General features: G+C 67.4%; 12 protein-coding genes and 1 pseudogene. 5 read left to right on the top strand and 8 right to left on the bottom strand.

Annotated features, from left to right (window positions below; genetic code table 11):
* Positions 1-30 precede the first annotated feature (30 nt).
* Both Q4F73_RS02325 and Q4F73_RS02320 read right to left on the bottom strand, forming a co-directional pair.
* Positions 31-408 carry a YchJ family protein gene (locus Q4F73_RS02325; RefSeq protein WP_303357737.1) on the bottom strand — a complete coding sequence of 126 codons (378 nt, stop codon included), beginning with the start codon at positions 406-408 and terminating at the stop codon, positions 31-33.
* Positions 405-1,526, bottom strand: coding sequence for an alpha/beta fold hydrolase (locus tag Q4F73_RS02320; RefSeq protein WP_303357736.1), 1,122 nt, complete (start codon positions 1,524-1,526; stop codon positions 405-407). Before Q4F73_RS02320 ends, Q4F73_RS02325 begins: the two co-directional genes overlap by 4 nt.
* Positions 1,527-1,552: 26 nt before the next feature.
* Here Q4F73_RS02320 and secA2 point away from each other — a divergent pair, with 26 nt between their 5' ends.
* The 5 genes from secA2 to Q4F73_RS02295 all read left to right on the top strand — a co-directional run bounded on the left by secA2 (position 1,553) and on the right by Q4F73_RS02295 (position 6,269).
* Positions 1,553-3,805: an accessory Sec system translocase SecA2 gene (secA2, locus tag Q4F73_RS02315; RefSeq protein ID WP_303357735.1), complete on the top strand. Its 2,253-nt coding sequence runs from the start codon at positions 1,553-1,555 to the stop codon at positions 3,803-3,805.
* An 85-nt stretch (positions 3,806-3,890) separates the two neighbouring features.
* On the top strand, positions 3,891-4,325 hold the full coding sequence (odhI, locus tag Q4F73_RS02310; protein WP_303357734.1) for an oxoglutarate dehydrogenase inhibitor Odhl: 435 nt from the start codon (positions 3,891-3,893) through the stop codon (positions 4,323-4,325).
* 14 nt (positions 4,326-4,339) lie between these two features.
* Positions 4,340-5,047, top strand: a complete 708-nt coding sequence (locus Q4F73_RS02305) for a MerR family transcriptional regulator (RefSeq protein ID WP_303357733.1) — start codon at positions 4,340-4,342, stop codon at positions 5,045-5,047.
* Positions 5,044-5,610: a bifunctional nuclease family protein gene (locus Q4F73_RS02300; protein ID WP_303357732.1), complete on the top strand. Its 567-nt coding sequence runs from the start codon at positions 5,044-5,046 to the stop codon at positions 5,608-5,610. The genes Q4F73_RS02305 and Q4F73_RS02300 overlap by 4 nt, the downstream gene beginning before the upstream one ends.
* A gap of 116 nt (positions 5,611-5,726) precedes the next feature.
* Positions 5,727-6,269 carry a MerR family transcriptional regulator gene (locus Q4F73_RS02295; RefSeq protein WP_303357731.1) on the top strand — a complete coding sequence of 181 codons (543 nt, stop codon included), beginning with the start codon at positions 5,727-5,729 and terminating at the stop codon, positions 6,267-6,269.
* Positions 6,270-6,316: 47 nt separating this feature from the next.
* Here the strand turns inward: Q4F73_RS02295 and Q4F73_RS02290 are convergent, their stop codons facing one another.
* From Q4F73_RS02290 to Q4F73_RS02265, 6 genes and pseudogenes are all read right to left on the bottom strand, one after another.
* Positions 6,317-7,312 carry a hypothetical protein gene (locus tag Q4F73_RS02290; protein WP_303357730.1) on the bottom strand — a complete coding sequence of 332 codons (996 nt, stop codon included), beginning with the start codon at positions 7,310-7,312 and terminating at the stop codon, positions 6,317-6,319.
* Positions 7,293-8,168: a 3-methyladenine DNA glycosylase gene (locus Q4F73_RS02285; RefSeq protein ID WP_303357729.1), complete on the bottom strand. Its 876-nt coding sequence runs from the start codon at positions 8,166-8,168 to the stop codon at positions 7,293-7,295. Before Q4F73_RS02285 ends, Q4F73_RS02290 begins: the two co-directional genes overlap by 20 nt.
* Entirely contained in the window at positions 8,161-9,213 is a 1,053-nt protein-coding gene (locus Q4F73_RS02280; RefSeq protein WP_303357728.1) for a hemolysin family protein, read from the bottom strand. The genes Q4F73_RS02285 and Q4F73_RS02280 overlap by 8 nt, the downstream gene beginning before the upstream one ends.
* The gene (locus Q4F73_RS02275; RefSeq protein ID WP_303357727.1) at positions 9,210-10,592 is read right to left on the bottom strand and encodes a hemolysin family protein; all 1,383 of its coding nucleotides are present in this window, start codon (positions 10,590-10,592) and stop codon (positions 9,210-9,212) included. Before Q4F73_RS02275 ends, Q4F73_RS02280 begins: the two co-directional genes overlap by 4 nt.
* A 9-nt stretch (positions 10,593-10,601) precedes the next feature.
* Positions 10,602-11,873: a DEAD/DEAH box helicase gene (locus tag Q4F73_RS02270; protein ID WP_303357726.1), complete on the bottom strand. Its 1,272-nt coding sequence runs from the start codon at positions 11,871-11,873 to the stop codon at positions 10,602-10,604.
* 18 nt (positions 11,874-11,891) lie between these two features.
* Positions 11,892-12,758: pseudogene (locus Q4F73_RS02265) on the bottom strand (NADP-dependent phosphogluconate dehydrogenase); the annotation flags it as partial.

Genomic DNA, 12,758 nt, shown 5'->3' with positions numbered 1-12,758 from the left:
GACAGGTAGCGGGATCTGTACAGACCTGTGTCAGCTCACGTCGCCGGCAGAGTAGAACCAGCGCCCGTCGAGGCGTCGGAAAGTAGAGCGCTCGCGCTGGGAACCCGGAGGATCTCCCTTGTAGAAGGCCTCGAACTCCACGACACCCGCCGAATCCAGGGGACCCCCGCCGACCACCTCATGGATATCCAGCCGGTAGAACCGCACGGGCAGATCGACGAGGGTGAGCTCACTCGGGCGGGTGTCGGGATCCCAGGTGCGCAGGAGATACTCGGCATCCCGGACCACGAACGCGGTGAAGCGGGAACGCATGAGGGTCTCCGCGGTCGGTGCCACGGCACCACCGTGGTATCTCCCACAGCACTCCTCGTAGGCCAGACCCGTGTTGCAGGGACACCGCCCGGTCATGCGGGCACGTCCAGGATCTTGATGCCCGGCAGCATGATCTGGAAGGGGGAGGTGGCGGCGTTGAGCAGGGTACGCCGTTGCGGTTCGCTGAGATCGCCGATGAGCTTGACCTTTCTCTCGAAGATGTTGCGGGAGGCGTGGGTGATGGTGACGTGGGCGTCGATAAGCGGCATGTCCACGGCGGCCTCCCGGATGGCCTGCGTGGTGGCGGCGGCCAGACCGGACATGAGGAGGCTGATGGGGGAGTGCCCCTGGCCGCGGCCGCCGGCGGCCCTGTCGCGGTCGGAGAGCAACGTGCCACCGGCGGTGTCGATCACGGTTCCGTGGCGCGAACCCACGGTCATGCGGGAGATGACCCGGTCATCGCTGACGGAGGGCGCCTCGTAGGACGGCACCAGATAGGGCCGCACCCACTCGGCGATCAGTCGCCCGGCGCGCTGCGCGGAACCGGTGCGGGTGAGCAGGTGGTCCGCTCCGTCGAGTGAGATCAGCGACGTCGGCTGACCCAACTCCCGGTAGATCCGCTCGGCGTTGTCGAACGGAACGGTCTGGTCGTCCGGGGAGTGCAGCAGGAGCACCGGGGTCGATACCTGCGGAAGATAGGTGTCGGGGCCGTGGGCGGACAGGTCGGCGAGAAACTCGCGGGTGATGTCGACGTCGCGACCGGCGAGGGTGACGGTCACGGATCCCTCGGTCTCGGCGTCGCGGACCCGGTCGCCGAACCGCAGGACGGAGTGGGAGGGATCGTAGGGCGCGGCGAGGGTGGCCACCGCCCGGACGGAGTCGATTTCGCTCACCGCGCGGAGCGCGACCGCACCCCCCAGCGAATGTCCGAGCAGCAACTGGGGAGCCTCGTGCTTAGCCGCCAGCCACTCGGCTGCCGCCACCAGTTCCTCCACATTCGACGTGAACCCCAGTTCGGAGAAGTCGAATCGCAGGCAGGCGATGCCGGCGGCTGCCAGAGTCTTGCACACCCGCGAGGCGGCGGGCACGAAACGGGAGCAGGTGAAGCAGTGGGCGAAGACCGCGTAGGCGACCGGGGGAGTGTCCGGCAGGTCGAGGGTGCCGGGCAGCTCGATGCCCTGCGCCGAAGGAAAAGTCACGCTCACTGATTGCATGCCCACCAGGGTACTAGGGTGGTGGCATGGCTTTTGACTGGTTCTGGAAGGCGATGGGCGCGTCACAGACGCGCAACCAGAAGCGCAGCCGCGCGCTCGTGCAGGAAGCGGAGGCGCAGCACGCTGAGCTTTCGCAGCTTGACGACGCCGCACTCGCCGCCCGCGCCCGAGAGCTCACCGCGGGGGGAAAGCTGCAGGACCCGGCCGCATTCCTCGCGGTCCTGGGTGTCGCCGCGCACCGCACCCTGGGGCTGGAGCCGTTCCCGGTCCAGTCGCAGGCGGTGCTGCGGCTGGTGGAGGGCGATGTCATCCAGATGGCCACCGGCGAGGGCAAGACGCTGGTGGGCGCGATGGCCGCGACGGGATTCGCGCTCACGGGCAAGCGGGTGCACGTCATCACCGTCAACGACTACCTCGCCGAGCGAGATGCCGAGTGGATGCGCCCCCTGGTCGAGTTCTTCGGTCTGCGCGTTGCGGCGGTGACGGAGAAGATGGGCCCGGCGGAGCGTCGGGAAGCATATTCCGGGGACATCATCTACGGCCCGGTCAATGAGATCGGGTTCGACGTCCTGCGGGACCAGCAGATCACCCGCCGCGAGGACGCCGTGCAGGCGCCGGCTGACGTGGCACTGGTCGACGAGGCCGACAGCGTGCTTGTCGACGAAGCCCTCGTCCCCCTCGTCCTTGCCGGCAATCAGCCCGGCCAGGAGCCCACCGGCCAGATCACCGACGTGGTGCGCAGCCTGCGGGAGCGCGAGCACTACACCATTGACGATGACCGCCGGAACGTCTTCCTCACCGACGACGGCGCCGCTCGGGTGGAGGGTGCCCTGGGCATCGACTCCCTCTACGACGACGAACACATCGGCACCACGCTCGTGAAGGTCAATCTGGCGCTGCATGCCAAGGCGCTGCTCATCCGTGACATCCACTACCTGGTCACCGACGGCAAGGTGGCGCTCATCGACGCCTCCCGCGGGCGCGTCGCCGATCTGCAGCGCTGGCCGGACGGACTGCAGGCGGCCGTGGAGGCCAAGGAAGGGCTCGACGTCACGGAGGGGGGTCGCATCCTGGACACCATCACGCTGCAGGCCCTCATGCGTCGCTACCCGATGGTCTGCGGCATGACCGGCACCGCCGTGGAGGCGACCGACCAGCTCCGGCAGTTCTATGACCTCCATGTCTCCGTCATCGACCGCAACAAGGAGTTGCGACGTTTCGACGAGGCCGACCGTATCTACGCCACCGCCGCCGAGAAGAACCGGGCCATCGTCCAGGAGATCGCGGCGCTGCATGCAAAGGGGCAGCCGGTGCTCGTCGGTACGCATGACGTGGCGGAATCGGAGGCCCTGGCGGAGGCGCTCGCCGACCTGGCGATCACGGTCAATGTCCTCAACGCCAAGAACGATGCCGAGGAAGCCCGCATCATCGCCGAAGCCGGTGACCTGGGGCGCGTGACCGTCTCCACCCAGATGGCCGGCCGCGGTACGGACATCCGGCTGGGTGGCGCGGACCAGTCCGACCACGATGCCGTCGCCGACCTCGGGGGCCTGGCCGTGATCGGCACCTCGCGTCACCGCACCGCCCGCCTGGACAACCAGCTGCGGGGACGTGCCGGGCGCCAGGGAGATCCCGGCCTGTCCATCTTCTTCGTCTCCCTCCAGGATGATGTGGTCACCTCCGGTGGGGCGGGGGAGAACGTCACCGCCCGTCCGGAACCCGACGGGTCGATCATCTCCGAGCGCATCCGCGACTGGATCGGGCACTGCCAGCGCGTCACCGAGGGACAGCTGCTGGAGATCCACGCGCAGACATGGAAGTACAACCAGCTGTTGGCCGACCAACGCGACATCATCGACGAGCGCCGCGCGAAACTGCTCGACACCGACCAGGCGTGGGTGGAACTGCACGAACGCGCCCCGGAGGTCGAGCCGCAGGGAGATCACATCCAGCACGCCCGCGACATTATGCTCTTTCACCTCGACGATGAGTGGGCCGAGCACCTCGCGATCATGGATGACGTGCGCGAGTCGATCCACCTGAGGGCCATCGCCCGGGAGACCCCGATCGACGAGTACCACCGCATCGCCGTGCGGGAATTCAAGGACCTGGCGCAGCGGGCCGTCGATAAGGCGGTGGAGACCTTCCGGGCCGGGGGCACCCTTGACGACCTGGGCCTGGCCCGACCCTCCGCGACGTGGACCTACATGGTCTCCGACAACCCGCTCGCGGGGTCGGGGAACTCCGTGGTGTCCGGAATTGGTAACCTTTTCCGCTGATGGTGTCGTCATACCGTCACGCAGCGGCCCCAGTCGCTATGATGGCAAACAGTCACAGTTCCGACGAAAGCGGAGGATTAACACAATGAGCGAGAACACCGGTACCCCTGAGGCACAGGTCGAGACCACGTCTGTCTTCCGTGCAGACCTGCTGAAGGAGATGGAGTCGGGCGCCGGGTCCGCTCCGGCCGCCACCGGCGCCGATAACCTTCCGGAGGGTGCGGGTCTGCTGGTGGTCAAGCGGGGGCCCAACGCGGGCGCGCGTTTCCTGCTGGATCAGCCGATCACCACGGCCGGCCGCCACCCTGAGTCGGACATCTTCCTCGATGACGTCACCGTGTCTCGTCGCCACGCGGAGTTCCGCATCACCGACGGCGAGTTCGAGGTCTACGACGTCGGATCCCTCAACGGCACCTACGTCAACCGCGAGCCGCGCAACAACCAGGCCCTGACCACGGGCGATGAGATCCAGATCGGCAAGTTCCGTCTGGTCTTCCTCGCCGGTCCCAAGAACGACTAGGTGATTCCTGTCCCGTGAGTGCTGTTCGAAAGCCGACGGCCACGGCAGCTCCGCGCACCACCAGGACCCTGTCCATCGGCAAGGTCCTGGAGGCTCTCCGCGAGGAGTTTCCGGATGTCACCGTCTCCAAAATCCGGTTCCTGGAGTCCGAGGGGCTCATCACCCCGCAGCGAACCGCGTCCGGTTACCGCCGCTTCACCGGCGACGATGTTGATCGCCTCCGCTACATCCTGGTGACCCAGCGGGACAACTACCTCCCGCTCAAGGTCATTCGGGAGCAACTGGAATCCATGGATTCCGGCGCCGTTTCCCTCATCGAGACGGAGCCGATCGTCTCCCCGGAGAAGTTCCGCGCGCCGGCTCCCACGCGCCTGAGCGATGATGACATCGCCGCGCAGGCGGGGGTCGAGGTCTCCTTCATCGCCGAGCTTCTCGACGCCGGGCTGATCCGCCCCGACGCCGCCGGCTATTTCACCGCCGATGACGTCCGGGTGGTCACCACCGCCCAGTCCCTGCAGGACTTCGGCTTCGACGTCCGGCACCTCAAGTCCCTGCGCAACACCGCCCAGCGCCAGGCTGACCTCATCGGCCAGGTGGCTGGTCCGGTGGCCCGGCGGAAGGGGCGCCAGAAGGGGGAGGACATGGGCCAGCAGATGACGGCCCTCGTCGTGTCCCTCCATGCCAGCCTGGTGAAAAGTGCCCTGCGGGATGAGCTTGCATGACGTTGATCCCCGTGGAGTATCACGGAATCCACACCGCCGGTCCCGAGCAGTTCACCTGTGTGCTGCTGAGGTGGGCTGAGCAGAATCGCATTCTGCCGGTGTGGATTTCTCCGGTCGCGGCTGCCGAACTCGACGCGCGTGACAATGGTTTCGCGCCGCGCCGCCCGGGATCGGCGGAGCTGCTGCTCGACGTGATCAACCGCAGTTCCGGGGGCGTGAGTGCGGTCAACATCATCAGTCACTTCGAGGGGGTGTTCATCGCCTCGATCGTGTTGTCCGACGGTGAGGAGATTGACGCCCGCCCCTCGGACGCCCTGCTGCTGGCGCGTTCGCTGGAGATGGATGTGCATGTTGAGGAGGACGTGCTCAACCAGGCCTCGTTCTTCGTCGCCGACGATATCCTCGAGGAGTATTTCGGGCTGCGGTTCGGGGATGATCTGCCGGCGGACTCGGCATCGGGGGATGCGCAGGCTGACGCTGATTTCGAGCAGATGATGCGCTCGCTGGGCATGTCAGAAGAAGATTTCGGTGGGGAAGATGACAATGGGGATAAAGAAGTCTAACCTTCAAGTTGAGGGTTAGAGTTACGGCGTGTCTCCGGGGCATCCCTTGACGTTGCTCTACCCTTGGTTTTTAATGACGCATAGGGCGCATTTCCAAACCCCATTGGAGTAATTACGTGAGCAGCAACGACCACCCCGTCCAGGAATCACTCTTCGACCTCGGACCAGGCGAAGAGGTCGGCTACCGTGTGCCGATCGCGTGCCAGGTCGCCGGCATCACCTACCGCCAGCTCGACTACTGGGCGCGCACCAAGCTCGTCGTGCCCTCCATCCGCGGAGCCCGGGGTTCCGGTTCGCAGCGTCTGTACTCCTTCCGTGACATTCTCGTGCTCAAGATCGTCAAGCGGCTGCTGGACACGGGCATCTCGCTGCAGAACATCCGCCTGGCCGTGGAGAAGCTGCGGGATCGCGGTGCCAACGACATCGCCGAGATCACCCTCGTCTCCGACGGCACCACCGTCTACGAGTGCCGCTCCGCCGATGAGGTCATCGACCTGCTCGGCGGTGGCCAGGGCGTGTTCGGTATCGCTGTCCCGGGCATCATGAAGGAGCTCACCGGCACGATCTCCTCGTTCCCCTCCGAGCGTATCGACGATCCCGAGGCCGAGGTCATCGGCATGGACGAACTCGCCGCCCGGCGCCGTCGCAAGACCAGCTAGTTCTTTTTCTCCCCCCGCTTCGCTCACGTGCGGGGGGAGACGTGTTTCTACAGGTCGGTCGCCGTGGACACCTCGGCCAGCGCATCGTCGGTGGGGGCATCACCCAGGTGCGCGACCTCGATGACCACATCCGCCTCGCCCCGGGCCTGCTCGAGGGCGGAGACGAAGGTCGCGTCGTCCATGTCCTCGGCGGTACCGGTGGTCACCACCAGCACCCGCACCGTCTCACCTGTGCTCCGCGCCTGGTCAGCGGCCGTGGCCACGGCGGCGACCACGGCGGAACGGGTCTGCGGGACGCCACCGGTGCCGAAACGCTGGACGACCTCGGCCGCCTCGGAGCCGTCCGAGAACGTGACGTTGCTGCGCCACCCCTGCGTGACCCCCGGGTTGAGGGGCGAGGAGTAGTTCCAGAGCGCGACCTGCTGGCCCTCCGCCCCGAGCTCCCGGGAGAGCTGGGCGATGGCGTCGGTCGCCTGCTGATGCACCGGATCTGACTGCGCCGAGGTGTCGAAGAGGATGAGGGTGCTGCCCACGGCCGCGGGAGCCGGCTCGGTGGTGGTCTCCGCAGGCGTGGATTCATCAGAGCTGGTCCCTTCAGTGCTGGTCTCCTCCACCTCAGAGAACCGGGCGAAGTCCGCTGCCGCGCGGGTCTGTTCCTCCGTGACGTCCCCGGACGGGTTGAGCACGTGGGCGGTGCCACCGGTGACAGGGACAGAAGAGGAGATGCTGCGCTCGCCCAGTTCGGGCTCTCCGTCCGTCACCACGACGGCGGCCAGGGAGAGGTCGTCGACTGTTTCGGCGGTGACACAGTAGTCGCGGACGACAGGCTCGGACGCGTTGTAGGCGCTGATGAGCTCCGTGGCCTCCCCGGCGACCGGCAGGGTGAGCTCGCCCTGGATACACTCCTGTGCCTGGGGCTCATCGGTGGTGCGGAAGCCGAACCACCAGATCAGCCCGGCGATGAGTGCCACCACCGCGATGAGGACGGCGATGACCCACCCGGACACGGAGAAGCTGTTTGATTCAGTGCGATGTCGGCCCATGCCCATCAAGTGTAGTGCCGTGGGCTGCATCGATGAGGGAGACAAGCCGGTCACGCAGCGGTCTGGCGCGCTGCGCCAGTCCCCGTTGCCTCTCGACGTACTCCGCCTTGCCCTCCGGGGTCTCGATCGCGACGACCCCGAAGCCGTACGCCCGGCAGTCGTAGGGGGAAGCCTCCATGTCGAGGATGCGGGCGTCGTGGGCCAGGTCGAAGCAGTCGAGGAAGAGCTCACCCGGCACCAACGGGCCCATCTTCGCCGCCCACTTGTACAGGTCCATGGTGGCGTGCACGCAGCCGGACTGGTCGTGGTCGGGCTGGTCCTCCCGCTCCAGGACCCGCAGATTGAGCGGGCGGGCGGCCGGGGTGAAGAAGCGGAAGGCATCGAAGTGGGTGCACCGGATGCGATGCTTCTCGACGACCCCGTCACTGCCCGACGCCCCCAGCCGCAGCGGCAGGTCATGGCGCGGGGTGCCCCGGTAGACCATCGCCCACTCGTGGAGTCCGAAGCAGTCGAAGTGCGCCGGGTTGAGGTTGGTGCGGTGCAGGAGGTCGCGGATGTAGAGCATCGACTGCCCCCGGCGTTCCCAGAAGGACGCGACATCGACGACGGTGGAGGTGCCGTCGCAGACGTAGTCGCGCCACTGAGCGTGGGGGGTGTGCCCCGGCAGCGCGGAGCCGATGCCCGGGTGCCAGCGCCTAAGCTGGGCGGGGCGGACGGGGTAGTACTCGAAGAGGAAGTCGAGGACCGGGTGTTTCTCCTGGCGCTGGCGACGCGCGAGGTGCTCACGGGTGAGGGCGTCGGCGCGGGCCTCGTGGGCGGCCATGCGCTCGGCCCAGTCGTCGATAAGCTCAGGCATCCTCGTGGGTCCAGTCGTTGACTGTGCCGACGTACTCCTCGATGAGGTCCTCGAGGGTGATGACGCCCACCAGCTCGCCGCGGTCGCGCACCTGCGCCATGTGCGCGGAACGGCGGTGCAGTTTACGCAGGGCCTCGTCCATGAGCCCCGAACCGTCGACGATGGTCAGCGGGCGGAGATCGGAACGGGGGATGAACTCCTCCGGGCTGGCGGTGGCCAGGCGATCGAGAACGTCCTTGACGTGGATGTAACCGAGGAAGGACCCGTCGGTGCCGGTGACCGGGAAGCGGGAGAACCCCGTCTCCCGGACGGCCTGCTCGAGGTCGCCGAGAGTGGGGCCACGGCGACCGAAGTCCAGGGTGCGGACCTTGGTCAGCGGGATCATGACCTCTTTGAGCGAGCGCGTCTCGGAGCGCAGGGCGCGGGAGAGTCGCTGGGTCTCCTCGGCGTCGAGAAGCCCCTCCTCGCGGGACTCCCTGATCATGGACGCCAGCTGGGCCTCGTCGACGGCGGAGTCGAGTTCGTCCTTCTGCTCGATGCCGAAGGCCCGCAGCGTCATCCGGGCGATCCAGTTCATGAACTCGATGAGCGGACGGGTGATCTTCACCCACCAGATCATCGCGGGCGTCAGCCACATGGCCAGGGTCTCCGGGCCGGCGATGGCGATGTTCTTGGGCACCATCTCACCGAAGAGAATGTGGAGGAAGGTGATGAAGGACAGGGCGATGACGAAGGAGATCGGGTGGAGCAGGTTGTCCGGGATGCCCAGGGAGTGGAAGGGGCCCTCGATGAAGTGCGCGACGGCCGGTTCGGCGACCTTACCCAGGATGAGGGAGGCGATGGTGATGCCGAACTGGGCGCCGGCCAGCATGATCGACAGGTGCTCGGTGGCGTAGAGGACCTTGCGGGCGGCGGGCTTGCCCTGGGCGATGAGCGACTCGATGCGGTCCTTGCGCGAGGAGATGAGGGCGAATTCGGCGGCGACGAAGAAGGCGTTGGCGGCCAACAGGCCCACGACCATGATGATGGTGGTGACGATGTTCACTGCTGGTAGCCCTCCGCTTCCTCATCGGTGACGGGGGTGAGGATCACCCTGTCGACCCGGCGCTCCTCCATGACGGTGATCCGCGCGATCCACCGGCCGGTGATACCGGTCTCGAACTCCGCCATCCCGGGGTTGTCCGATTCCGGCAGGAGGACCACATCCTGGACGGTCGGGATACGTCCGAGCGTGGCCATGAGGAGACCGCCGAGGGTTTCATAGGGGCCCGCCGGGGCGGTGTAGCCGACGCGTTCGTGGAGGTCATCGACCCGCACGAGGCCGGACACCTCCCAGGAGGAGCCGAACTTCTGGAAGTCACGCTCGGCCGCGGCGTCGTCGTGCTCGTCGTAGACCTCGCCGAGGATCTCCTCGACGACGTCCTCGATGGTGATCAGTCCCGCGGTACCGCCGTATTCGTCGGCCACCAGCACCACCTGGGAACCGGCGGAACGCACCGTCGACAGCACGGCATCGCCGTCGAGGGTGTCCGGGACGACGGGGACCTTCTTCGCCAACGTGCCCAGCAGGGTCGTGGAACGCTCGTCGCGGGGGACGGAGAAGGCATCCTTGACGTGCACGACACCGACGGTCTCATCGAGGTCACCGCGGGCGACGGGGAAGCGCGAGTGCCCGGTCTCCAGGGAGGTGGCAATGAGGGCATCCACCGTGTCGTCCGCGTTGAGGTAGGCGATGGTGGACCGCGGGGTCATGAACTCATTGGCCGTGGCCTCACCGAACTGGAGGGAACGGTCGATGACCTGGGCGGTGTTGATGTCCAGTCCGCCCTGTTCCGCGGAGGACCGCACGAGGCTACCGAGTTCCTGGTTGGAGCGGGCGGTCGCCAGCTCATCCGCGGGTTCGATACCGAGTCGGCGGACGATGTAGTTCGCCGAGCGGTTCATGGCCACGATGAACCACTTGAAGACGAGGTTGAACACATGCACCGGATGGACGACCACGCGGGCGGTGTTCAGCGGCATGGTGATGGCGACGTTCTTGGGCACCAGCTCGCCGAAGACCATGGACAGGAAGGTGGCGACGACGAGCGCCAGGACCAGTGCCACCGCCGACGACGCGGAGGCACTGAGACCGACCAGTTCGAGCAGGGGGGTGAAGTAGCTCGACAGCACCGGCTCCGCCAGGAAACCCGTGGCCAGGGTGGTCACGGTGATACCCAGCTGGGCGCCGGAGAGCACGAAGGAGAGGTTCTGGTAGTCGCGCTGGACGGCGTGGGCGCTGCGGTCACCCTTGTCCCGGACGTGGTTGTCCACGGTGGAACGCTCCAGGCCCGTGAGCGCGAACTCGATGGCCACGAACAGGCCCGTGGACGCGGTCAGGGCGATGAAGCCCACAAGGGAGATGATGCTGATGACGATGTCCATGGAAAACGCTTATCGACGACTGCGGCGACGCCCCGGACGCTGCTGCCGACGACGCTCGCCCGGCTGGGCGGGCTTCTTGCGCGGCTGCTGCTGCCCCGGGGCAGGGAGCGGGGTGCCGGAGGGTACCCGGGCACCAGTGATCTTAGTCAGGACATCGGAATCCGGGGTGACGTGAACCTCGGGGGCGTCGACACCCGCCTTACGCATGAGCCCCTCGACCTCCTTGCGCTGTTCGTCCATGACGAGCGTGACGACGGTGCCGGCCGTCCCGGCGCGTGCGGTCCGGCCCGCCCGGTGCAGGTAGGCCTTGTGCTCGGCCGGGGGGTCGACGTGGACGACGAGCGAGACGTCGTCGATGTCGATGCCGCGCGCGGCGATGTCGGTGGCCACGAGGACGGGCACGGATCCGTCGGCGAAACCGGCGAGTGCGTTGGTGCGGGTGGTCTGTCCTTTGTCACCGTGCAGACCTGCGGCGTTGATGCCGACGCGGCGCAGCTTCTTCACCTGGCGGTCCACCCCGTGCTTGGTGCGCATGAACATGATGGTCTTGCCCTCGCGGGCACCGATGTGCAGGACGATGTCGTTGCGCTGGTCGCGGCCCCCGACGAGCAGACGGTGGTGCTCCATCGTGTCGACCGAGGCCTGTACCGGAGCGGTGGAGTGGGTGACCGGATCGGTGAGGTAGCGGTCGATGAGCTTCTGCACGTCCCCGTCGAGGGTGGCGGAGAACAGCAGGCGCTGGCCGTTGCGGGGCGTGCGGTCCATGAGGCGACGCACCTGCGGCAGGAATCCCATGTCGGCCATCTGGTCCGCTTCGTCGAGGGCGACCATGGCGACCTCGTCGAAGTGCAGCTTGCCCTGATCCAGCAGGTCCTGGGCGCGGCCCGGGGTGGCCACGAGGAGATCCACCGGGGCGGCCAGGGAACGGATGTGCCGGTTGATGTTCACACCGCCGACGACGTCGAGCAGGCGCAGGCCGAGGGCGTTGGCGGGGGCGTCGAGACGCTCCTTGACCTGGGCGGCGAGCTCGCGGGTGGGGGTGAGCACCAGGGCCCGCGGGTGGCCGGGGCGGGTGACGCCCTTTTCGGCGAGGCGGGTGAGCATCGGCAGACCGAAGGTGAAGGTCTTGCCGGAGCCGGTCGGACCGCGGCCGAGGACATCCCGGCCGGACAGCGCATCGGGGATGGCGGCGGCCTGGATGGGGAAGGGCTCGGTGATCCCCTGTCGCTGAAGTTCGCGAACGATGGGCAGGGGAAGGCCGAGATCCTTGAAAGTGGTCATTGCGCAGAGTCTACGCTGCTAACCCGCGACAATCTCCGTACGGTCGCCGGACCACAGGGTGTGGAAGGCACCGGGCTTGTCCACCCGGCCGTAGGTGTGGGCGCCGAAGAAGTCGCGCTGGCCCTGAATGACGGCGGCCGGCAGGCGCTCGGCGCGCAGGGAATCGTAGTAGGACAGCGAGGACGCGAAGACCGGGACCGGCAGACCCAGCTGGGTGGCGGTGACCACCACGCGGCGCCAGGAGTCGATGAGGTCGCCCAGCTCGCCGAGGAAGTAGCCGTCGAGAAGCAGCGAGGGGAGCTCGGGGTTCGCGTCGTAGGCCTCGACGATGCGGTTGAGGAACTTCGCGCGGATGATGCAGCCGCCGCGCCAGATGGTGGCCAGGTCACGGGGGTCGACGTTCCAGCCGTGCTCGGCGGAGCCGGCCTTGATCTCGTCGAAGCCCTGGGCGTAGGCGACGAGCTTGGAGGCGTAGAGCGCGCGGCGCACATCCTCGATGAAGGCCTCACGGTCGCCGTCGAAGGTGGCCAGCTCGCCGGCGGGGAGCACACCCTGCGCGGCGGCGCGCTGCTCGAGGGAGGAGGACAGGGCGCGGGCGAAGACGGCCTCGCCGATACCGGTGACAGGGATGCCCAGGTCGAGGGCGGCCTTGACGGTCCAGCGGCCGGTGCCCTTCTGGCCGGCGGCGTCGACGATGACGTCGATAAGCGGCTGTCCGGTCTCCGCATCCACCTGGGCGAGGACCTCGGCGGTGATCTCGATGAGGTAGGAGTCGAGGTCGCCGGAGTTCCACTCGCGGAAGACCTCGGCGATCTCCGCGGGGCTCATGCCGGCGGCGTAGCGCAGCAGCTGGTAGGCCTCGCCGATGACCTGCATGTCGGCGTA

The organism is Corynebacterium sp., from assembly GCF_030535495.1.
Taxonomy (GTDB): domain Bacteria; phylum Actinomycetota; class Actinomycetes; order Mycobacteriales; family Mycobacteriaceae; genus Corynebacterium.
This window is presented reverse-complemented; position numbering and strand designations above follow the sequence as displayed.

Coding starts and splice junctions, on each gene's coding strand:
- Q4F73_RS02325 (WP_303357737.1), bottom strand. CDS start 408: ATGACCGGGCGGTGTCCCTGCAACACGGGTCTGGCCTACGAGGAGTGC.
- Q4F73_RS02320 (WP_303357736.1), bottom strand. CDS start 1,526: ATGCAATCAGTGAGCGTGACTTTTCCTTCGGCGCAGGGCATCGAGCTG.
- secA2 (WP_303357735.1), top strand. CDS start 1,553: ATGGCTTTTGACTGGTTCTGGAAGGCGATGGGCGCGTCACAGACGCGC.
- odhI (WP_303357734.1), top strand. CDS start 3,891: ATGAGCGAGAACACCGGTACCCCTGAGGCACAGGTCGAGACCACGTCT.
- Q4F73_RS02300 (WP_303357732.1), top strand. CDS start 5,044: ATGACGTTGATCCCCGTGGAGTATCACGGAATCCACACCGCCGGTCCC.
- Q4F73_RS02290 (WP_303357730.1), bottom strand. CDS start 7,312: ATGGGCCGACATCGCACTGAATCAAACAGCTTCTCCGTGTCCGGGTGG.
- Q4F73_RS02285 (WP_303357729.1), bottom strand. CDS start 8,168: ATGCCTGAGCTTATCGACGACTGGGCCGAGCGCATGGCCGCCCACGAG.
- Q4F73_RS02275 (WP_303357727.1), bottom strand. CDS start 10,592: ATGGACATCGTCATCAGCATCATCTCCCTTGTGGGCTTCATCGCCCTG.
- Q4F73_RS02270 (WP_303357726.1), bottom strand. CDS start 11,873: ATGACCACTTTCAAGGATCTCGGCCTTCCCCTGCCCATCGTTCGCGAA.